This is a genomic window from Streptomyces sp. MMG1121 (assembly GCF_001280015.1).
In the GTDB taxonomy this organism is placed as follows: Bacteria; Actinomycetota; Actinomycetes; order Streptomycetales; family Streptomycetaceae; genus Streptomyces.
On record NZ_LGDV01000192.1, the window covers coordinates 45,365 to 65,179 of the forward strand.

Sequence of the window (19,815 nt, forward strand, 5' to 3'; positions counted from 1 at the left end):
GCCCTGCGGTCGGCCGTACGTCACCGGCCCTGGGCCGACGGCCCGCGGTCGAGCCGTATGCCGCTGCCCCCGTACGCCGCTGACCCCGGCCGGCGCCCCGCGCACCGTCCGTCCGCCCCTCCCGCCGGGCCGACGACCGCCCGACCGCCTGCCGACCGTGTTGGCCACCGCCGGCCACCGCTGGAGCCGCCCATGCCGTCCGCCGTCCGCGCGCTGACCCACCGCCGGCGCCCGCCCCGGGCCCGCACCCCGCTGCCGGTCCGCGCGCTGCCCGTGGCCCTGTGCCTGCTGTTCGCCGTGCTGGGCGCGGCACCCCGCGCCGCCGCCGCGCCGGACGCGCGCTGGTCCGTCGCGCCGGTGGGCGACGGCCGCCCGTCCTTCTACGCCGAGGGCCCGCCCGGCACGGTCCTGCAGGACACGCTGTCCGTCGTCAACCCCGGGCGCGCGCCGCTCGTCGTACGGCTGTCCGGCACCGGTCTGCGGACCGTGTTCGCCGAGCAGGGGGTACGTGTCCCCGCCCGCACCCGCGCCGAGGTGCCCTTCACGGTGACCGTGCCGGCCGGGACCGCGCCCGGCGTCCGCTCCGGCGCAGTCGTCGCACGGGACGCGAAGGGGCGTACGGCGACCGTGCCGATCCGGCTCAGGACCGGCGCTCCGGCGCTCGCCGCGCTGACCGTCGAGCATCTCGCCGTACACGCCCACAGCATTACGTACGACCTGGTCAACCGGGGTACGACCGTCCTCGTACCGCGGCTCGCGGTGCGCGCGGACGGTGTGCTCGGCCGGGTCCTGGACCGCGCCCCGCGCACCCTCCCGGTCCACCTGCGCCCCGGCACGCGCGTGCGGCTCACCGAGCCCTGGCCCGACCGGCCCGCACTGGACGCCGTCGACGTACGGCTGACGGTCACGGCCCCGGGCGGAGCGCACGACACGGAGACCACGTCGGCCCGGTTCGTCCCGTGGGCGACCGTGGCGGAGGCGGGCGGCGCGGCCCTGGCCGCCGCGGGCGCGCTGCTCGCGGCACGCCGCCGCCGAACCCGCACGGCACCGGCCGACCCCCCGCCCCGCGGCGCCCCCCAAGGCCCCGCCGATGACGAACTCCTCCATCGCAACGCCGAGTTGACGCAAGGGGCGGTGAAGTGAGCGGAAAAGTGAAGCTTCTGCGGTTGTCCGTGTGCGCGGCGGTGTTCGCGCTGCTGCTGTTGCCCCTCGCCGTACCCGCCGACGCGGCGGACGGGCCGGTCGTCACGTTGTCCGCCACCCAGGCCGGCACCGGCGGCTCGGTCACTGTCAGCGGTACCGGATGGCGGTCGCGCACACTGCTGATGCTGTTGGTCTGCGGGCGTGCCACACCCTCGCGGGGGGTGATCGGCGGCACCAACTCCTGTGCCAACGCCGACGGCCGGGCCGTGACCACCGATGCCCAGGGCGCCTTCAGCCGGAAACTCCCGGTCGCCGAACCGCCCGTACCCTGCCCCTGCGTGGTGCACGTGGCCACCGTCACCGGCGCCCAGGCGGAGGCGGACGCCGTGCTGGACGTCGCCGGGCACCCCGTCGCCGCGCTGCCCGCCGAGCAGTCCGGCGGCCTGCTGGCGATCCTGTCCGACACCCGGCTGACCGGTTCGAGCGGCCTGCTCACCTGGTTCGGGGCGCCGCCGAGCCGCAGCCTGGTCTTCACCGTCGGCAACACCGGCACGAGCGCGGTCAAGGACCCGGTGTTCCAGGTCGGCTCCGCGCACGACGTCTTCGCCCCGCAGTGGGACGACCAGCAATGGCACGGCACCCTGGCGCCCGGGAAGAAGGCGCAGGTCACATTGCCCGTCGAGCTGTCCGCCGGGGCGCACGGGGACTACACCGTGTCCCTGAAGTACGAGGGCAAGGTGCTCGCCGAGCAGCCGTGGGGCGTGGGCCGGCCCTGGGGCGTGACCCTGTTCTGGATCCTGCTCTGCCTGGTGGTCCCGGCCGCGCTGTTCCGGATCGGCATGGCCGTCGTGGACCGGGTCCGCCCACACCGCCCGGGCGCCGCCCGCCGCACCGGCCACCGGCGCCTGCCCCGCCCCGCGCTGCCGTCGGCGCTGCCGCTCCCGCTGTCGCGGGCCCGCTCCCGCGCCCCCGAACCGCCCCCCTCGACCCCGACCCTGCCGTGGTTCGCCCCGGACTCCGTCCCGGGCGGCCCGGCCGGCCGGCTCTCCGCACCGCACACCGACAGCCCGACGAGTCCAACGACTCCCACCACGAAGGGACCCACGTGAGCATCCGAAGGAGAGGTACGGCCGCGGGCGCCGCGCTGGCGCTGAGCGGTGCGGGCGTCCTGCTGGGCCTCGCCGCCACCCCCGCGCAGGCGGCCGAGGTGGCCTACGCCACCCACTGCGTGCCGCCCGCGGGCATCAGCCCCGTCGACGGCACCACGAAGGTCGAGATCACCGCGCCCGCCACCGCGAAGGTCGGCGACACGGTGGACGTCGTGTGGAAGTTCGTCCAGGCCGCGTCCAAGAATCCGAACATCATCGACCTGCCCGCGAACTCGGTCCAGCCGTCCGGGGTGCTGAAGGCGGCCGGCGTGCAGAGCGCCGACATCGCCATGCAGGGGACGCGCACGAACCCGGCGATCCCCAAGGGCGGCGACATGGTGCTGTCCGACATGAAGGGCAGCCTGAAGCTGACGACGGCCGGCGAGGTGACGCTGACGCCGGACGCGTACACCGTCAACGCGATGTCGACCGACACCAAGTGCACGCCGAAGGAGACCGTCCAGAAGGCGGCCACGATCCAGGTGACGGGCACGGGCGGCGGCACGCCCACCACGACACCGACCCAGACGCCGACCACGACCCCGACCGGCACCCCGACCGGGTCGGGCAGCCCCACGGGTTCGGCCACCCCGACGGCCACGTCCTCCGGCGGCAGCGGTGGGCAGACCGACTTCACCGGCAAGGAGGTGCAGATCCCGTACGCCTGCAAGACCCCGATCGGCGACAAGAACGCGACCTCGCCGGTGCAGATCAACGCCAAGAAGAACGGCGGGGACTTCGCCCTCACCGTGCAGTTCAAGAAGTCGGTGATGGACAGCCCCGCCGACATCCCGGCGAACTCCGTGAAGCCGTCCATGGAGGTGGTGCTGGGCGGCGCCGACAAGGGCACCGTGAATGTCGAGGGGCCGATGAACGCCAGCCCCATCAAGTCCGGTGAACCGATCGAGATTCCCGATCTCACCGGCACCTACAAGCCCGGCGCGAGCGGCAGTTCGACGCTGTCACCGGGCGTGCTGACGGTCAAGGCGCTCGGTACGACCACGACGTGCACCCCGACCAAAACCCAGGTCTCGCTCACCCTCGACACCAGTCAGCAGCAGGGTGGAGCGTCCGGCGGCACGTCCATCTCCGGCGGCTCGACCGGCACCGGCGGCAGCAGCGGCGGCTCCGGCGGCCTCGCCGAGACCGGCGCGAGCGACCACGGCGCCCTGAAGGCCCTGGGCCTGGTGGCCGGCACCGCGATCCTGCTGGGCGGCGCGGTGTTCACCTTCATGCCGGGACGCAGGACCCGCTGACACCCCGGAACGCGAAGAGGGCCATCGCATCCGCGGATGCGATGGCCCTCTTCACGAAGTACGTCAGGGACTACGTCAGTGCACGTCGCCCATCAGCTTCTTGACCTTGTTGCGGTACATCCACACCGCGACACCGGCGATCACGGCGAGCACGGCCTCCAGGGCGACGAAGCCCATCTTGTCGAGGTTGATGCCGCCGACGGCCGGGTTCGACACCAGCGCGGTGACCGAGTCGCCCGCGGTGACCGCGAGGAACCAGACGCCCATCATCTGGGAGGCGTACTTCTTCGGCGCCATCTTCGTCGTCACGGACAGACCCACCGGCGACAGCGTCAGCTCACCGACGGTCTGCACGAAGTAGATCGCGACCAGCCACATCGCCGCGGCCTTGTGACCGCCCTCGGCGATCGACAGCGGGGCGAGGAAGAGGAAGAAGGACGCGCCGATCAGCACCAGACCGGAAGAGAACTTCACGATCGTGCTCGGCTCCTTGCCGCGCCGGTTCAGCCACAGCCACAGCCAGGCGAAGACGGGCGCCAGCGCCATGATCATGACCGGGTTGACCGACTGGTACCAGGAGACCGGGAAGTCCCAGCCGAGGATCGAGTTCTTGGCCGAGCTGCTCGCGAAGAGCGACATGGTCGAGCCGCCCTGGTCGTAGATCATCCAGAAGACGGCGGCGGCCACGAAGAACCAGACGTACGCCGACACCTTCTGGCGCTCGCCGGCGTCCAGGTCCTTGTCCCGGCGGATGCGGGCGATGACCAGGATCGGCACGATCAGGCCGACGATCGTGAGCGGGATCAGCGCCCAGTTCAGCGTGAAGTGACCGGTGCCGCCGACGACGCCGTAGAAGACCGCGGCGACGGCCAGCCAGAGCAGGCCCTTGCGCAGCGTGGCGGACTTCTCCTGGGCCGTCAGCGGGGTCGGGACCTCGCTGCTCTTCGCGCTCAGGTGACGGCCGCCCAGCAGGTACTGGGCCAGACCCAGCGCCATGCCGAGCGCGGCGAGCGCGAAGCCCAGGTGCCAGTTGACGTTCTCACCGACGGTGCCGATGACCAGCGGCGCGACGAAGGCGCCGACGTTGATGCCGATGTAGAAGAGCGTGAAGCCACCGTCACGGCGCGGGTCGTCCGCGCCCTTGTAGAGGTGGCCGACCATCGTGGAGATGTTGGCCTTCAGCAGACCGGAGCCGATGGCGACCAGACCCAGGCCGACGAAGAAGCTCGCGGACACGGGCAGCGCGAGGCACAGGTGGCCGAGCATGATGATCAGACCGGCGACGGCGACTGTCTTGCGGGGGCCGAGCACACGGTCGGCGAACCAGCCGCCGGGCAGGGCGAGCAGGTACACGAGAGACACGTACACCGAGTAGATCGCGGTGGCCGTGCCCGCGTTCAGGTGCAGGCCGCCCGGGGCCACCAGATACAGCGGGAGCAGGGCCCTCATGCCGTAGTAGGAGAAACGCTCCCACATCTCGGTCATGAAGAGGGTGGCCAGGCCGCGGGGGTGGCCGAAGAAGGTCTTCTCGGAACCGGGGGTGCCCGGTCGGACCGAGTCCTTCGTCAGGCTGGACGCCATGGTCGTTCCTTGCTGGTCGGGACGCGCTGCTGGAGCGTTGCGCGCCCGGTGGGGGTGCGGCCGGCACCGGCAGGGTCGGTCGTCCACCCCCACGCCCAGGGGGAGTCCGGCTCCGGATCACGGAAGCGGTGGACGGCGACCACCGGGATCCACGCCCCGACGCGACGATGCGTCCGGGGCCCGGCCAGAGGTCATTCCTTTCAAGGCTGGTACTCACCAGCCCGTACACAAAAGAGACCTTCAGCGTCAGATGCCCGCCAAAGGTCCCCGGATGTACTACAGGCGTTCACGTCACTGTACGGCAGGACACTGCCGGATATGGAAGGACTTGAGACGCGGATCACAGGTGTCGGGGGAACCGTGAGAGCGGATTCGAAGGTCTCCCCTACGATCGCATCCCCGGAGTGATGGTCCGGACCGGCGGTGTGCCGCGGGGCGCACCAAGGTAAGAGTTCCGGGAGCGATCACACCCCAGCACGGTGCGCAAGCGGTCTACCATCACCTCTATGACCCGTGTACTGCTCGCCGAGGACGACGCGTCCATTTCGGAGCCGCTGGCCCGCGCCCTGCGCCGCGAAGGTTACGAGGTCGAGGTGCGCGAGGACGGACCCACCGCGCTCGACGCCGGAATGCAGGGCGGCGTCGATCTGGTCGTACTGGACCTGGGACTGCCCGGCATGGACGGCCTGGAGGTCGCACGCCGGCTGCGGGCCGACGGCCACACCGTGCCGATCCTCATTCTGACCGCGCGGGCCGACGAGGTGGACACCGTCGTCGGCCTGGACGCGGGCGCCGACGACTACGTCACCAAGCCCTTCCGGCTCGCCGAACTGCTCGCCCGGGTACGGGCCCTGCTCCGGCGCGGCGCCGCCGAACCCCAGCAGCCGCCGGCCACCCATGGGGTGCGCATCGACGTCGAGTCGCACCGCGCCTGGATGGGCGAGGAGGAACTCCAGCTCACGGCCAAGGAGTTCGACCTGCTGCGGGTCCTGGTGCGGGACGCCGGCCGGGTCGTCACGCGCGACCAGCTGATGCGCGAGGTCTGGGACACCACGTGGTGGTCCTCGACCAAGACCCTCGACATGCACATCTCCTGGCTGCGCAAGAAGCTGGGCGACGACGCGGCGAACCCTCGCTACATCGCGACGGTGCGTGGGGTCGGCTTCCGCTTCGAGAAGAGCTGAGCCCTCCCCGGGCTCAGCGATCACCCAGGTAACGGACCATGCGTCGACGTCTCATCCAGTCCACTCTCGCCGTCGTCCTCGTGGTGATCGCCGTCTTCGGCATCTCCCTGGTGATCGTCGAGACACGGACGATCAGCAACAGCGCTCAGGAGCGGGTGGACTCCGAGGCGGTACGGCTGGCCAGCATCGTGGACAGCCGGATCCTCGCCGCGGAGAACGTCAACGCGGACGTGCTGCGCAACCCGGTCAGCAAGGAGCAGTACGCGGTCATCCGCATGCCCGGCCGGGTGCCGATCGAGATCGGCACCAAGCCGCAGGGTGACGTGATTCACGCCACGCAGCAGGGCGAGGAGGGCGAGACGGTCACCGTGCAGGAGCCACGCTCCGCGGTGACCCGGGAGGTCGGCCGGACCCTGCTGATCATCGGCCTGGTCGCGCTGCTCGCCGTCGTGGCGGCCGTCCTGCTCGCCGTACGCCAGGCCAACCGGCTCGCCTCCCCGCTGACCGACCTGGCCGAGACCGCCGAGCGCCTCGGTTCCGGCGACCCGCGCCCGAGGCACAAGCGGTACGGCGTGCCCGAGCTGGACCGGGTCGCCGATGTGCTGGACTCCTCCGCCGAGCGGATCGGGCGCATGCTGACGGCCGAGCGGCGCCTTGCCGCCGACGCCTCGCACCAGCTGCGCACTCCGCTGACCGCGCTGTCGATGCGGCTGGAGGAAATCACCCTCACGGACGACCCGGACATCGTGAAGGAAGAGGCGAACGTCGCGCTCACCCAGGTCGAGCGGCTCACGGACGTGGTCGAGCGGCTGCTGACGAACTCCCGCGACCCGCGCACCGGCTCCGCCGTCACCTTCGACCTGGACGAGGTCATCCAGCAGCAGCTCGCCGAGTGGCGGCCCGCCTACCGCAGCGCCGGCCGGGCCATCGTCAGCTCGGGCAAACGGCATCTGCAGGCCGTCGGCACGCCCGGCGCGGTCGCCCAGGTGCTGGCCGCGCTGATCGAGAACTCGCTCATGCACGGTGGCGGCACGGTCGCCCTGCGTACCCGCGTCACCGGCAACCAGGCCGTGGTCGAGGTCACTGACGAGGGCCCCGGCGTCCCGGCCGACCTCGGCGCGCGGATCTTCGAGCGGACCATCAGCGGGCGGAACTCCACCGGGATCGGCCTGGCCGTCGCCCGTGACCTCGCGGAGGCCGACGGTGGCCGCCTGGAACTGCTCCAGGCCCAGCCCCCGGTCTTCGGCCTCTTCCTGTCCCGCACACCCCCGGCCCGCAAGACGGACGAGGACCAGCCGATGGTCCGCTAGACGCGCACCCGCTCCGCCGACGGCGGCGCCCTACGGAACCCGCTGGGTCTTCGGCTCGGGCTCGTTCGACGGGTGCTTGGACTCGGCCGCGAGGATCGACTCGGCCTCCTGGGCCGGCAGCGACCGGAACACCCAGGTGCGGTACGACCAGAAGCGGAACAGCGTCGCGACGCCGATGCCGACGAACTTGAAGACGTTGCTCTGCAGCGAGCTGTCCCAGCCGAAGCCGTAGGTCGCCGCGTACAGCACGCCGTTCTCGATCACCAGGCCGATCGCGCTGAAGAACAGGAACAGCGTGAGTTCCTTGGTCCGGCCGTTCTTCTCGCGGTCCCGGTACGTCCAGTAGCGGAAGCCCACGTAGTTGAAGGCGATGGCGACCACGGTCGCGATGATGCTCGCGCGCACCACCGGCAGGTCGGAGGAGTGCCGGACCAGGTTGAACACGGCGAGATTGACAAAGATGCCCGCCACGCCGACGGTGCCGAACTTGGCCACCTCGCGTACGAGCCGTTGCAGCCTCGAGGAACGAGGTTCCATGGCTGTGCAGCTCCCGTCGGTAGGTTTCGTCAACCCCGCCATGCTATCCAGGTGAACCGGTCCGCGCTTCCGCACGAGGCCACAGCTCGGAAACAGGTCGGAAAGAGGTCGGGAAGCCCGGGGTAAGAGGTCGTGAGAGGGACGCGATCCGGTCACATCGGTGTGGCCGATACGCTAGGGGGGTGACGTTCCCGGTAGTCGGCATGGTCGGCGGGGGGCAGCTCGCGCGTATGACGCACGAAGCGGGCATCCCGTTGGGCATCAGGTTCAAGCTCCTCAGTGACACCCCTCAGGATTCCGCGGCGCAGGTCGTGAGCGATGTCGTCATCGGCGACTACCGCGATCTCGACACGCTGCGTGACTTCGCGCGCGGTTGCGATGTGATCACCTTCGATCACGAACACGTACCCACCGAGCACCTCAGGGCCCTGGAGGCGGACGGCATCCCCGTGCGCCCGGGGCCCGACGCACTGGTGCACGCCCAGGACAAGGGCGTGATGCGCGCGAGGCTCGACGCGATCGGCGTGCCGTGCCCGCGCCACCGGATCGTGAGCGATCCCGCGGACGTGGTCCGGTTCGCGGCCGAGGGCGACGGCTTCCCGGTGGTCCTCAAGACCGTCCGCGGCGGCTACGACGGCAAGGGCGTGTGGGTCGTGGAGTCCGCCGAGGAGGCCACCGACCCGTTCCGGGCCGGCGTCCCCGTCCTCGCCGAGGAGAAGGTCGACTACGTCCGCGAGCTCGCGGCCAACGTCGTACGCTCCCCGCACGGCCAGGCCGTCGCCTACCCGGTGGTCGAGTCGCGGCAGGTGAACGGCGTCTGCGACACCGTGATCGCGCCCGCCCCCGGCCTCGACGAGGCTCTCGCGCTCAAGGCCGAGGAGATGGCGCTGACCATCGCCAAGGAACTCGGCGTCGTCGGCCATCTGGCCGTCGAGCTGTTCCAGACCCCCGACGGCCGCATCCTCGTCAACGAACTGGCGATGCGCCCGCACAACTCGGGCCACTGGTCCCAGGACGGCGCGATCACCAGCCAGTTCGCCAACCACGTCCGCGCGGTCCTCGACCTCCCGCTCGGCGACCCGCGCCCGCGCGCCAGGTGGACCGTGATGGTCAACGTCCTGGGTGGTGACTACCCGGACATGTACTCCGCGTACTTGCACTGCATGGCCCGCGACCCCAAGCTCAAGATCCACATGTATGGCAAGGACGTGAAGCCCGGCCGCAAGGTCGGACACGTCAACACCTACGGCGACGACCTGGACGACGTGCTGGAGCGCGCCCGTCACGCTGCCGGCTACCTGAGAGGCACGATCACCGAATGAGCCCTGTTGTTGGCATCGTCATGGGGTCGGACTCCGACTGGCCCGTCATGGAGGCCGCCGCCAAGGCGCTGGACGAGTTCGAGATCGCCTACGAGGTCGACGTCGTCTCCGCGCACCGCATGCCCCGCGAGATGGTCGCGTACGGCGAGCAGGCCGCCGACCGCGGACTGAAGGTGATCATCGCCGGTGCGGGCGGTGCCGCCCACCTGCCCGGCATGCTCGCGTCCGTGACCCCGCTGCCGGTCATCGGCGTGCCGGTGCCGCTGAAGTACCTGGACGGCATGGACTCGCTGCTGTCCATCGTGCAGATGCCGGCCGGTGTCCCGGTCGCCACCGTCTCCGTCGCCGGTGCCCGCAACGCGGGTCTGCTCGCGGCCCGGATCCTCGCCACGCACGACGAGGACCTGCTGCACCGGATGCGCGACTTCCAGCAGGACCTGAACGACCAGGCCACCGAGAAGGGCAAGCGGCTGCGCTCCAAGGTCGAGAGCCAGGGCCACTTCGGCTTCGGGAAGTGACCGCCATGACGAAGTCCGAGGAGGCCCGGGAACTGCTGCGCGAGTTCCCGGTCGTCGACGGCCACAACGACCTGCCGTGGGCGCTGCGCTCGCAGGTCCGCTACGACCTCGGTGCCCGCGACATCGCCGTACGCCAGGACGACCATCTGCACACCGACATCCCGCGGCTGCGCGCGGGCGGGGTCGGCGCGCAGTACTGGTCGGTGTACGTGCGCTCGGACCTGCCGGGCGCGGTGCCGGCGACCCTCGAACAGATCGACTGCGTACGGCAGTTGATCGCCCGCCACCCCGCCGACCTGCGGGCCGCGCTGACCGCCGCCGACATGGAGGCGGCGCGCGCCGAGGGCCGTATCGCCTCCCTGATGGGCGCGGAGGGCGGTCACTCGATCGACAACTCGCTGGGCACCCTGCGCGGTCTGTACGAGCTGGGCGTGCGCTACATGACGCTCACCCACAACGACAACAACGACTGGGCGGACTCGGCGACCGACGAGCCGAAGGCCGGCGGTCTGTCGGCGTTCGGCCGCGAGGTCGTGCGCGAGATGAACCGCCTCGGCATGCTGGTCGACCTCTCCCACGTGGCGGCCACGACGATGCGCGTCGCGCTGGACACCTCGTCGGCCCCGGTGATCTTCTCGCACTCCTCCGCGCGGGCCGTGTGCGACCACCCGCGCAACATCCCCGACGACGTCCTGGAGCGCCTGCCCGCCAACGGCGGGATGGCGATGGTGACGTTCGTGCCGAAGTTCGTGCTCCAGGCGGCTGTCGACTGGACGCTGGCGGCCGACGAGAACATGCGCGCCCACGGGCTGCACCACCTCGACACCAGCCCGAAGGCGATGGAGATCCACCACGCCTTCGAGGAGCGCAACCCGCGCCCGATCGCCACGGTGTCCACGGTGGCGGACCACCTGGACCACATGCGCGAGGTGGCCGGCATCGACCACCTGGGCATCGGCGGCGACTACGACGGCACCGCCTTTACCCCGGACGGCCTCAGCGATGTCTCCGGCTACCCGAACCTGCTCGCCGAGCTGCTGGAACGCGGCTGGTCCAAGGCCGATCTGGCGAAGCTGACCTGGAAGAACGCGGTGCGGGTGCTGGGCGCGGCGGAGGACGTGGCCCGCGCTCTTCAGGCGACCCGCGCCCCGTCCAACGCCACCATCGAGTCGCTGGACGGCGCCGACGCCTGACCCGCCAGGGCGGGGTAGTCGTTGTAGCCGTCCGTCCCGCCCACGTACATGAAGTAGCGGTCCCGGACCGGGTTGAGGGGCGCGCCGAGGCGCAGCCGCTCGACCAGGTCCGGGTTGGCGAGGAAGGGCCGGCCGAGCGCGACCAGGTCGGCGCCGGCCGCCAGCATCCGGCGGGAGGCCCGGGCGACGGCCTCGGTGGTCAGGTCGGTCAGGTCCGGGTTGCCGATCAGGACGCCGGGCCAGTCGGCGCGGATCCGCCGGTACCAGTCGGCGGCCGGGTCGGAGCGCACCAGGTGCAGATAGGCGAGGTCCAGCCCCTTCAGACGGGCCAGCAGCGCGGCGTAGAGGCCGGCCGTGTCGTCCTCGCGGACGCCGTTGACGGTGGAGGCGGGGGAGATCCGGATCCCCACCCGGTCGGCGCCGATCGCGTCGGCCACCGCCTCGGTCACCTCCGCCGCGAACCGCACCCGCCGTGTGACGGTGCCGCCGTAGCCGTCCGTGCGGCGGTTGGTGTTGTCCGCGAGGAACTGGTGCAGCAGCATCCCGTTGGCCGAGTGCACCTCCACGCCCTCGAAGCCCGCCTCGACGGCCCGGCGCGCGGCGGCGGCGAAGTCGGCGACGGTGGCACGGATGTCGTCCGCCGTCATCTCCCTCGGCACGACCGCCTGCCGGTGCCCGCCCGGCGTGAAGATCGTCTCCGGCAGCGGGACCGGGGACGGCGCGACGGGCGTGAGCCCCGTGGTCGCCGGGTGACCGACCCGGCCGCCGTGCTGGAGCTGGAGGAACATCCGCCCGCCGGCCGCCCGCACCGCGTCCGTGACCTGCCGCCAGCCCTCCCGGTGCCGGTCGGTGTGGATCGCGGTGATGTTCGGGTACGTCTGCCCGACCGCGTTGGGCGTCGAGCCCTCGGCGATGATCAGCCCGGCCGTGGCCCGCTGGGCGTAGTGGGTGGCCATCAGACCGCCCGGGGTGCCGTCGGCCTCCGCGCGGTTGCGGGTGAGCGGCGCCATCACGAGATGGTTCGGGAGAGCCAGCCGGCCGAGCCGGGCGGGGGCCAGGAAATCCGTTGTCTGCGTCATGGCCGTACCGTAGAAGTTGACACTGATGTCAGATTCAAGCCCGGAGGCCCGGCATGCGGATCGGTGAACTGGCGCGGCGCACCACCGTGAGCGAGCGCTCGCTGCGCTACTACGAGACCCAGGGGCTGCTCACCGCCGAGCGCACCCCCGGCGGCCACCGCGACTACCCGGAGGCGGCCGTCGACCGGGTCGTGCGCATCCAGGAGCTGTACGCGGCGGGGCTGCACAGCGAGAAGATCCGGCAGCTGCTGCCCTGCATGCGCGACCAGGACGGCGGACCCTCCGCCATCGCCACCCCGCGCCTGGTCCAGGACCTCACCGCCGAACGCGACCGCATCGACCGCATGATCGCCGACCTGGCGCGCTCCCGGGAGACGCTGGACGAGGTGATCCGCACGGCCCGCGACAGCTGACCGGAGTACCCCCGAACGCCCCACTCACCAGGAAGCCTTCCTTCCCTCCGTGCGACCGTGGCGGTACGCCACAGCCGCATCACGACGTAGCTCACGACCGACGTAGCCCACGACGTACGGAGCCCGCCATGGCCGACCTCCAGCACGACACCCCCGCGACGACCGAGGTCGGCGCGGACGACGGCCTGCCGGACGACCCCTTCACCGAGGAGCCGCTCGGCGCGGCCCTGGAACAGGCCCACGCCCTGCTCGCCGCCCACCCGGTAGCCGACGGCTACAGCGGACTGCCCTGGGCCCTGCGCCACCTTCCCTGGTACGACCTGGAGCTGGGCGAGGCGACCGTCGACACCGACATGCCCCGGATGCGCGAGGGCCACGTGGGCCTGCTGTTCTGGTCGCTGCACCTGCCCGAGGGCCCGGGCGGCCACCGCGCGACGGCGGCGACCCTGGAGCAGCTGGACCAGGTCCGCTCGGTGATCGACACACATCCGGACGGGCTGCGCCTGGCGCGCACCGCGGGGCAGATCATCGACGCCCGCAACTGCGGCCGGGTCGCCGTGGTGCCCGGACCCGCCCACGCCGGCGCGCTCGACGACTCCCTCGGCATCCTGCGCGTCCTGCACGCCCTCGGCCTGCGCGTCCTCACCCTCACGGGCACGGCCTGGGCGGGCGAGCAGGGGCTGACCCGGTTCGGCGAGGAGGTGGTCCGCGAGATGAACCGGCTGGGCGTCCTCGCGGATGTCTCCGGTGCCTCCCGGGCCACCGTGGAACGCACGCTCGCCGTGTCCAAGACCCCGGTGCTGTGCACCCGCTCCGCCGCCCGCGAGCTGCGCCCGCACCCGGCCAACCTGCCCGACAAGCTGCTCTCGGCGCTGGGCGCGGCGAAGGGCGTGTGCATGGTGCCGCTGACCGCCGAGCAGACCGGGCCAACGGTCCGGGACGTCGCCGACCACCTCGACCACGTCCGTGACGTGGCCGGCCCGGAGAGCGTCGGCCTGTCCGGCACCTACGACTCCGGCGCCGTCCACCCCCGCGACCTCGCCGACGCCTCCCGCTACCCCCACCTGATCGCCGAACTCCTGCGGCGCGGCTGGTCCGAGACCGAGCTGTCCCTGCTGACCTGGGGCAACGTCCAACGGGTGATGCGCAGCGCGGACTCCACGGCCCGGGTCGCCCAGCGCCGCCGGGAGGCCTCGAACGCGCGGATCGCGGAGCTGGACGCCCCGTAGGCCAGGGGCGACCGGTCAGGTCACGGGTGATCGATCCGGCACAGACAGAACGGATGCCCGGCCGGATCGGCGTACACCTGAAAGTCCTTCTCCTCCCGGTCCGTCAGATCCAGCGGCCGCGCCCCCAGCGCGAGCACCCGCTCATGGGCCGCGTCGACCTCCGCCCAGGTGCGGCCCGCGTCGAGGTCGAGATGGAACTGCTGCCCGTTGCGGTCCGCGCGCGGCCACTGGGGCGGGGTGTACCCCTCGGCCCTCTGGAAGCCCAGCCGAGGGCCGCCGGGGACCTGGAGCACCACCCACTCGTCGTCCTCGGCCACCGGGGTGCCGCCGACGACCGCCGCGTAGAAGGCGGCCAGCGCGTGCGGGTCGGGACAGTCGAGCACGACATTGCGGAAACGGGCGACGGACGCCATGGGATCCTCCCTGGAATCTGGTACCGACCGGCAGACGAACACGGTAAATCACAGGGAGTTCACCGGCCGCGTATGTGGCCGGTGGTGCAGAATGCGGGCAGACGCCGGTTCGGCCGACTGAGCCTCGGCCGAACCGGCGTCTGCCCGTCCGCCCCCGCGGGCTAAGCGGTCGGCCGGCCCATCGCCCGGTACGTCCAGCCCGCCCGGCGCCACAGCTGGCCGTCGAGGGCGTTGCGTCCGTCCAGGATCAGCCGGGCCGGCGCGACCTCGCCGAGCGCCGCCGGGTCCAGCTCGCGGAACTCCCGCCACTCGGTGAGGTGCAGCACGGCATCCGCGCCCCGGACGGCCTCCAGCGCCGAGTCGGCGTAGCCGAGCGTCGGGAAGACCTTGCGGGCGTTGTCCATGCCCTTCGGGTCGTACACGGTGACCTGGCCGCCCTGGAGATGGATCTGGCCGGCCACGTTCAGCGCGGGCGAGTCGCGGACGTCGTCCGAGTCGGGCTTGAAGGTGGCGCCGAGCACCGCGATCCGCCTGCCGAGGAAGGAGCCGCCGCCGAGCGCCTCGCGGGTCATCTCGACCATCTGGCCGCGCCGGCGCATGTTGATGGAGTCGATCTCGCGCAGGAAGGTCAGCGCCTGGTCGGCGCCCAGCTCGCCCGCGCGGGCCATGAACGCCCTGATGTCCTTCGGCAGACATCCGCCGCCGAAGCCGATTCCGGCGCGCAGGAACTTCTTCCCGATCCGGTCGTCGTGACCGATGGCCTCCGCGAGCTTCACCACGTCGCCGCCGCCGGCCTCGCACACCTCGGCCATCGCGTTGATGAAGGAGATCTTGGTCGCGAGGAAGGAGTTGGCGGCCGTCTTCACCAGCTCGGCGGTCGGGAAGTCGGTCACGACGAACGGCGTGCCCTCGCCCGCCGGGGCGGCGTACACCTCGCGCAGCAGCTTCTCGGCCCGCTCGCCGCGCACGCCCACCACGATCCGGTCCGGGTGCAGGGTGTCCTGCACGGCGAAGCCCTCACGCAGGAACTCCGGGTTCCAGGCCAGCTCCGCGTCGCCGCCGGCCGGGGCGTTCTCGGCCAGGTAACCGGCCAGCCGCTCGGCCGAGCCGACGGGCACGGTCGACTTGCCGACGACCAGTGCCGGCCGGTGCAGATGCGGGGCGAGCGAGGCGATCGCGGAGTCGACGTACGACATGTCGCAGGCGTACTCGCCGTGCTTCTGCGGGGTGTTCACACACACGAAGTGCACATCCCCGAAAGCCCCGACCTCGGCCCAGTCCGTGGTGAACCGCAGCCGCCCGGTCGACCCCTCGAAGCCCGCGACATGCCTGCGCAGCAGCTCCTGAAGCCCCGGCTCGTACATCGGGGTCTCGCCGCGCTCCAGCATCGCGATCTTCTCGGGTACGACATCGAGCCCGAGCACTTCGAAGCCGAGTTCGGCCATGGCGGCGGCGTGCGTGGCGCCCAGGTAGCCGGTGCCGATCACGGTGATCTTCAGGCTCATGGATGTGCTCCAGATGGGGTACGTCGGTGATGCGGCCCCCGAGCATAGTCGGGCCGTTCGACGGGCAACTTTCCCGCTGTCGCCAAGCTCACGTAGGCGTCCTTCGGGCGGGCCTCTAAAATTTCAGTTACTTAACGGTAATTAGCGTCAGTATCACTGCGTCTTTGGAGCGTGAGAGACCGTGGCCGGATCGGCTGACTTCGACCTGTACCGCCCGTCCGAGGAGCACGACATGCTCCGCGACGCCATCCGTTCCCTGGTCGAGGCGAAGATCGCGCCGTACGCCGCGGCGGTCGACGAGGAGGCCCGTTTCCCGCAGGAGGCGCTGGACGCCCTCGTGGCCAACGACCTGCACGCGGTGCACGTCCCCGAGGAGTACGGCGGCGCCGGCGCCGACGCGCTCGCCACCGTCATCGTGATCGAGGAGGTGGCCCGCGGCTGCGTCTCCTCCTCCCTGATCCCGGCGGTGAACAAGCTCGGCTCGCTCCCGGTGATCCTCTCCGGCGGCGAGGAGCTGAAGAAGAAGTACCTGACCCCGCTCGCCAAGGGCGACGCGATGTTCTCGTACTGCCTCTCCGAGCCGGAGGCCGGCTCGGACGCGGCCGGCATGAAGACCAAGGCGGTCCGCGACGGTGACCACTGGATCCTCAACGGCGTCAAGCGCTGGATCACCAACGCGGGCGTCAGCGAGTACTACACGGTCATGGCCGTGACCGACCCGGAGAAGCGCTCGAAGGGCATCTCCGCCTTCGTCGTCGAGAAGTCGGACCCGGGCGTCTCCTTCGGCGCCCCGGAGAAGAAGCTCGGCATCAAGGGCTCCCCGACCCGCGAGGTCTACTTCGACAACGTCCGCATCCCCGCCGACCGCATGATCGGCGCGGAGGGCACCGGCTTCGCGACGGCGATGGCGACCCTCGACCACACCCGCATCACCATCGCCGCCCAGGCGCTCGGTGTCGCCCAGGGCGCCTTCGACTACGCCAAGGGCTACGTCAAGGAGCGCAAGCAGTTCGGCAAGGCGATCGCCGACTTCCAGGGCATCCAGTTCATGCTCGCCGACATGTCCATGAAGATCTCGGCGGCCCGCGCCCTGACCTACCAGGCCGCCGCCGCCTCCGAGCGCGGCGACTCCGACCTCACCTACCTGGGCGCCGCCGCCAAGTGCTTCGCCTCGGACGTGGCGATGGAGGTCACCACGGACGCCGTCCAGCTGCTCGGCGGCTACGGCTACACCCGTGACTACCCGGTGGAGCGCATGATGCGCGACGCCAAGATCACGCAGATTTACGAGGGCACGAACCAAGTCCAGCGGATCGTGATGGCGAGGAACCTGCCGTAACGGAAGGGAGCCACGCGCTCCTCGAAAGGCGCCCTCCGGGGCGCCTTTCCCTTGTGCCCGCGCACCTGCCGACCGGTCGGTCACATGCGTAGCAGGTCGCGGGGACGTAGGACGGAAGCACACGGGGCCCGTCCCGGGTCCCCGCCTCCGAGGAGGAGCCATGACCCAGCCCGGAACGATGACGCCCATGACCCGGCAGATGCAGGACTGCGTCGAGGCCTGCATGTCCGCGCACACCATGTGCGAGCAGACCATGAGTTCCTGCATGCAGATGGGCGGCCAGGCCCAGATGCAGATCATGCGCGCGCTCATGGACTGCTCCGAGACGACCCGTATGTGCGCCGACATGATGATGCGCCGCTCGCCCATGGCGGCCGAGATGTGCGCGATGTGCGCCAAGGCGTGCGACATGTGTGCGGAGGCGTGTATGGCGATGCCGGACGATCCGCAGATGATGCGGTGCGCGGACGCGTGTCGCAGCTGCGCCCAGATGTGCCGGGCCATGGCGTCCGCCGGCATGTGAGCCGGATCCCGAAACGGGCCGAGGGCACCCGCACGGGTGCCCTCGGCCTTCGTGCTGTGCGACCTCTAGTTACCGGAGACGGTGACCTTCTGGTCGTTGTTCAGCTCGTCCACCAGGGTCTTGACCTTCGCCTTGTCCCAGACGAGGTTGCCGCCGGTGGAGCCCGAGATCGGCATGTTCAGGGACGTGCCGTCACCGCCGTTCACGCCCTTCATCGCCCAGAACATCGAGGCCAGGTCCCACAGGCTCATGTCCTTGTCGACGATCAGGGAGTCCAGGCCCGCGCCCATCACCGGGTAGAACTTGAACGGGTTCAGGATCGTCGAGGGCGTCGCCACCTGATGGGCCAGCGCCGACAGGAACTTCTGCTGGTTCTTGGTGCGCTGGAGGTCGGAGGCGGCGAACGCGTGCCGGGTGCGGACGAAGGCGAGGGCCTGCTGGCCGTTCAGGGTCTGCGTGCCCGCCTTGAAGTCGGCGCCGGACCACTTGTCCTTGAAGCCCTGGTCGAGGGTCATCTGGACACCGCCCACCGCGTCCACGATGTTGGCGAAGCCCTCGAAGCCGATCTCCACGTAGTGGTCGATGTGCAGACCGGTGTTGGCCTCGATCGTGCGGACCAGCAGGGTCGGGCCGTCCTCGGCGTAGGCGGCGTTCAGCTTCTCCTGCCGGCCCGTGGCCGGGTAGGTCTTCCCGGACGTCGAGCCCTTGTACGACGGGATCGTGACGTTCGAGTCACGCGGCAGCGAGACCAGGGTGTCGCCGTTGTCGCCGACGTGCAGGATCATCATCGAGTCCGTGCGCTTGCCCTCGGCGGCACCGGTGTGCAGCTTCTTCTCGTCCGCCTTGGACATGCCCTCGCGGCTGTCCGAGCCGACGATCAGGTAGTTCGTGCCGGCGCCCCCCGAGGGCCGGTCGATGACCGTGGACAGGTCGACCTCGCGGCGCAGCTTGGAGTCGGCCCAGAAGTAGGTCGCGACCGAGGTGACGACCAGCACGGTGGCCAGCGTGATCGCGGTCCACTTGATCCGCCGCCGCCAGTTCGGCGCCGGACGCGGCCCCCGGCCCGGGGTGCCCTCCGGACCGTCCGGCCCTCGGCCGCCGGGGCTGCCGTAGACCTGGCCGGTGTTGTAGCCGCTGTCGTACTCACCGTAGCCGGAGCCCTGGTCGTGTCCCTGGCCGTCGACGTACGACGGCTGTTGCGGGACACCGCCCCCGTACGGCGGCGCCGTCGGGCCGGGGTTGCCGTACGAGCGCTGCCCGGGCGGTACCGCCCGGCCGCGCCGCACCTGACGCATCACCTGGGCGCCCTCCGGCTGCGCGCCGGCGCTGCCGCGTCCGTAGCCGGGTCCGCGATTGTCGTCGGACCATCCCTCGGGCCAGTCATTCATGGGCCCAGTGTGCAGGGCGCCGCCGTGCGCCTTACAAGGGATGTCGGAAAATCAGAGCGCCGCTGTTGCGAAGCTGACACAAATTCCGCGAAATCCGCTTCGGCATAAGGTGGAGGGCATGACAGACCAGGTCACGGACGCGGAATCGGACATCCCCGGCAAGCCGACGTCCGCCTCGCGCACCACCCTCAGCCACATCATGACCCACAACGACACCAACCTGCTGGGGACCGTGCACGGCGGGGTGATCATGAAGCTGGTCGACGACGCGGCGGGCGCGGTGGCCGGCCGGCACTCCGGCGGTCCCGCCGTCACCGCGTCCATGGACGAGATGGCGTTCCTTGAGCCGGTCCGCGTCGGCGACCTGGTCCATGTGAAGGCACAGGTGAACTGGACCGGTCGGACCTCCATGGAGGTCGGTGTACGGGTCCTCGCCGAGCGCTGGAACGAGTCGAACCCGCCCACCCAGGTCGGCTCGGCCTACCTGGTCTTCGCGGCCGTGGACGCCGACGGCAAGCCGCGCCGGGTGCCGCCGGTACTCCCGGAGACCGACCGCGACAGCCGCCGCTACCAGGAGGCGCAGATCCGCCGTACCCACCGGCTGGCGCGGCGCCGGGCCATCCGGGAGCTGAGGGAGCAGCGCGCCGCCGAGGGGTTCGAGGACTAGGGCCTGGTCTGTGCCTTCCCGCCGGTCCCGGCGGGAAGGCACAGACCAGGCCCTAGTGGCCCGCCGC

At 71.1% G+C, this 19,815-nt stretch carries 19 protein-coding genes; 13 read left to right on the forward strand and 6 right to left on the reverse strand.

Features of this window, described 5'->3' with window-relative positions; translation table 11 throughout:
* Window positions 1–192 precede the first annotated feature (192 nt).
* Genes ADK64_RS21790 through ADK64_RS21800 form a run of 3 tightly spaced genes read left to right on the forward strand, consistent with a single transcriptional unit; the run spans window position 193 to window position 3,547 of the window.
* Entirely contained in the window at window positions 193–1,143 is a 951-nt protein-coding gene (locus tag ADK64_RS21790) for a hypothetical protein (protein ID WP_234384668.1), read from the forward strand.
* Window positions 1,140–2,252, forward strand: a complete 1,113-nt coding sequence (locus tag ADK64_RS21795; protein ID WP_053661513.1) for a hypothetical protein — start codon at window positions 1,140–1,142, stop codon at window positions 2,250–2,252. The genes ADK64_RS21790 and ADK64_RS21795 overlap by 4 nt, the downstream gene beginning before the upstream one ends.
* Window positions 2,249–3,547, forward strand: a complete 1,299-nt coding sequence (locus ADK64_RS21800) for a hypothetical protein (RefSeq protein ID WP_053661514.1) — start codon at window positions 2,249–2,251, stop codon at window positions 3,545–3,547. The genes ADK64_RS21795 and ADK64_RS21800 overlap by 4 nt, the downstream gene beginning before the upstream one ends.
* 75 nt (window positions 3,548–3,622) lie before the next feature.
* On the opposite strand, the gene ADK64_RS21805 is transcribed toward ADK64_RS21800, so the two are convergent.
* On the reverse strand, window positions 3,623–5,128 hold the full coding sequence (locus ADK64_RS21805; RefSeq protein ID WP_053661515.1) for a peptide MFS transporter: 1,506 nt from the start codon (window positions 5,126–5,128) through the stop codon (window positions 3,623–3,625).
* Window positions 5,129–5,634: 506 nt separating this feature from the next.
* Here ADK64_RS21805 and ADK64_RS21810 point away from each other — a divergent pair.
* Window positions 5,635–6,312, forward strand: coding sequence for a response regulator transcription factor (locus ADK64_RS21810; RefSeq protein ID WP_053661516.1), 678 nt, complete (start codon window positions 5,635–5,637; stop codon window positions 6,310–6,312).
* Window positions 6,313–6,350: 38 nt separating this feature from the next.
* A complete protein-coding gene (locus ADK64_RS21815; protein WP_053661517.1) occupies window positions 6,351–7,622 on the forward strand; it encodes an ATP-binding protein in 1,272 nt (423 codons plus the stop codon).
* A gap of 30 nt (window positions 7,623–7,652) precedes the next feature.
* On the opposite strand, the gene ADK64_RS21820 is transcribed toward ADK64_RS21815, so the two are convergent.
* Window positions 7,653–8,159, reverse strand: a complete 507-nt coding sequence (locus tag ADK64_RS21820; RefSeq protein ID WP_053661518.1) for a GtrA family protein — start codon at window positions 8,157–8,159, stop codon at window positions 7,653–7,655.
* Window positions 8,160–8,341: 182 nt separating this feature from the next.
* Here ADK64_RS21820 and ADK64_RS21825 point away from each other — a divergent pair, with 182 nt between their 5' ends.
* From ADK64_RS21825 to ADK64_RS21835, 3 genes are read left to right on the forward strand one after another with little or no spacing between them, the layout of a single operon-like run.
* Window positions 8,342–9,481 (forward strand): 5-(carboxyamino)imidazole ribonucleotide synthase, encoded by a 1,140-nt coding sequence (locus tag ADK64_RS21825; RefSeq protein WP_053661519.1) that lies wholly within the window; start codon window positions 8,342–8,344, stop codon window positions 9,479–9,481.
* The gene (purE, locus tag ADK64_RS21830) at window positions 9,478–9,999 is read left to right on the forward strand and encodes a 5-(carboxyamino)imidazole ribonucleotide mutase (protein ID WP_078992774.1); all 522 of its coding nucleotides are present in this window, start codon (window positions 9,478–9,480) and stop codon (window positions 9,997–9,999) included. The genes ADK64_RS21825 and purE overlap by 4 nt, the downstream gene beginning before the upstream one ends.
* Window positions 10,000–10,004: 5 nt before the next feature.
* The gene (locus ADK64_RS21835) at window positions 10,005–11,192 is read left to right on the forward strand and encodes a dipeptidase (RefSeq protein ID WP_053661521.1); all 1,188 of its coding nucleotides are present in this window, start codon (window positions 10,005–10,007) and stop codon (window positions 11,190–11,192) included.
* Here the strand turns inward: ADK64_RS21835 and ADK64_RS21840 are convergent.
* Window positions 11,132–12,271: an alkene reductase gene (locus ADK64_RS21840; protein WP_053661522.1), complete on the reverse strand. Its 1,140-nt coding sequence runs from the start codon at window positions 12,269–12,271 to the stop codon at window positions 11,132–11,134. The genes ADK64_RS21835 and ADK64_RS21840 overlap by 61 nt on opposite strands.
* A 53-nt stretch (window positions 12,272–12,324) precedes the next feature.
* On the opposite strand from ADK64_RS21840, the gene ADK64_RS21845 reads away from it, so the two are divergent.
* Entirely contained in the window at window positions 12,325–12,684 is a 360-nt protein-coding gene (locus ADK64_RS21845) for a MerR family transcriptional regulator (RefSeq protein WP_053661523.1), read from the forward strand.
* A gap of 128 nt (window positions 12,685–12,812) precedes the next feature.
* On the forward strand, window positions 12,813–13,913 hold the full coding sequence (locus ADK64_RS21850; protein WP_053661524.1) for a dipeptidase: 1,101 nt from the start codon (window positions 12,813–12,815) through the stop codon (window positions 13,911–13,913).
* Between the two features lie 20 nt (window positions 13,914–13,933).
* Here ADK64_RS21850 and ADK64_RS21855 read toward each other — a convergent pair whose 3' ends face one another.
* Both ADK64_RS21855 and ADK64_RS21860 read right to left on the reverse strand, forming a co-directional pair.
* Complete coding sequence (locus tag ADK64_RS21855) at window positions 13,934–14,326, reverse strand: VOC family protein (RefSeq protein WP_053661525.1); 393 nt, start codon at window positions 14,324–14,326, stop codon at window positions 13,934–13,936.
* A gap of 161 nt (window positions 14,327–14,487) precedes the next feature.
* Window positions 14,488–15,831: a UDP-glucose dehydrogenase family protein gene (locus ADK64_RS21860; protein ID WP_053661526.1), complete on the reverse strand. Its 1,344-nt coding sequence runs from the start codon at window positions 15,829–15,831 to the stop codon at window positions 14,488–14,490.
* 181 nt (window positions 15,832–16,012) lie between these two features.
* On the opposite strand from ADK64_RS21860, the gene ADK64_RS21865 reads away from it, so the two are divergent.
* Window positions 16,013–17,170: an acyl-CoA dehydrogenase family protein gene (locus ADK64_RS21865; protein ID WP_107093044.1), complete on the forward strand. Its 1,158-nt coding sequence runs from the start codon at window positions 16,013–16,015 to the stop codon at window positions 17,168–17,170.
* A 160-nt stretch (window positions 17,171–17,330) separates the two neighbouring features.
* Window positions 17,331–17,693, forward strand: coding sequence for a four-helix bundle copper-binding protein (locus tag ADK64_RS21870; RefSeq protein ID WP_053661527.1), 363 nt, complete (start codon window positions 17,331–17,333; stop codon window positions 17,691–17,693).
* 65 nt (window positions 17,694–17,758) lie between these two features.
* Here the strand turns inward: ADK64_RS21870 and ADK64_RS21875 are convergent, their stop codons facing one another.
* A complete protein-coding gene (locus ADK64_RS21875) occupies window positions 17,759–19,081 on the reverse strand; it encodes an LCP family protein (RefSeq protein ID WP_199829680.1) in 1,323 nt (440 codons plus the stop codon).
* 118 nt (window positions 19,082–19,199) lie between these two features.
* Between ADK64_RS21875 and ADK64_RS21880 the strand changes: the two genes are divergently transcribed.
* A complete protein-coding gene (locus ADK64_RS21880; RefSeq protein WP_053661528.1) occupies window positions 19,200–19,748 on the forward strand; it encodes an acyl-CoA thioesterase in 549 nt (182 codons plus the stop codon).
* Window positions 19,749–19,815 lie beyond the last annotated feature (67 nt).

Bases quoted from the DNA above. Each gene is read 5' to 3' on its own strand.
- ADK64_RS21820 (WP_053661518.1), bottom strand. From the start codon at position 8,159: ATGGAACCTCGTTCCTCGAGGCTGCAACGGCTCGTACGCGAGGTGGCC.
- ADK64_RS21875 (WP_199829680.1), bottom strand. From the start codon at position 19,081: ATGAATGACTGGCCCGAGGGATGGTCCGACGACAATCGCGGACCCGGC.
- ADK64_RS21805 (WP_053661515.1), bottom strand. From the start codon at position 5,128: ATGGCGTCCAGCCTGACGAAGGACTCGGTCCGACCGGGCACCCCCGGT.
- ADK64_RS21880 (WP_053661528.1), top strand. From the start codon at position 19,200: ATGACAGACCAGGTCACGGACGCGGAATCGGACATCCCCGGCAAGCCG.
- ADK64_RS21855 (WP_053661525.1), bottom strand. From the start codon at position 14,326: ATGGCGTCCGTCGCCCGTTTCCGCAATGTCGTGCTCGACTGTCCCGAC.
- ADK64_RS21840 (WP_053661522.1), bottom strand. From the start codon at position 12,271: ATGACGCAGACAACGGATTTCCTGGCCCCCGCCCGGCTCGGCCGGCTG.
- purE (WP_078992774.1), top strand. From the start codon at position 9,478: ATGAGCCCTGTTGTTGGCATCGTCATGGGGTCGGACTCCGACTGGCCC.
- ADK64_RS21810 (WP_053661516.1), top strand. From the start codon at position 5,635: ATGACCCGTGTACTGCTCGCCGAGGACGACGCGTCCATTTCGGAGCCG.
- ADK64_RS21850 (WP_053661524.1), top strand. From the start codon at position 12,813: ATGGCCGACCTCCAGCACGACACCCCCGCGACGACCGAGGTCGGCGCG.
- ADK64_RS21835 (WP_053661521.1), top strand. From the start codon at position 10,005: ATGACGAAGTCCGAGGAGGCCCGGGAACTGCTGCGCGAGTTCCCGGTC.
- ADK64_RS21860 (WP_053661526.1), bottom strand. From the start codon at position 15,831: ATGAGCCTGAAGATCACCGTGATCGGCACCGGCTACCTGGGCGCCACG.
- ADK64_RS21845 (WP_053661523.1), top strand. From the start codon at position 12,325: ATGCGGATCGGTGAACTGGCGCGGCGCACCACCGTGAGCGAGCGCTCG.
- ADK64_RS21815 (WP_053661517.1), top strand. From the start codon at position 6,351: ATGCGTCGACGTCTCATCCAGTCCACTCTCGCCGTCGTCCTCGTGGTG.
- ADK64_RS21790 (WP_234384668.1), top strand. From the start codon at position 193: ATGCCGTCCGCCGTCCGCGCGCTGACCCACCGCCGGCGCCCGCCCCGG.
- ADK64_RS21870 (WP_053661527.1), top strand. From the start codon at position 17,331: ATGACCCAGCCCGGAACGATGACGCCCATGACCCGGCAGATGCAGGAC.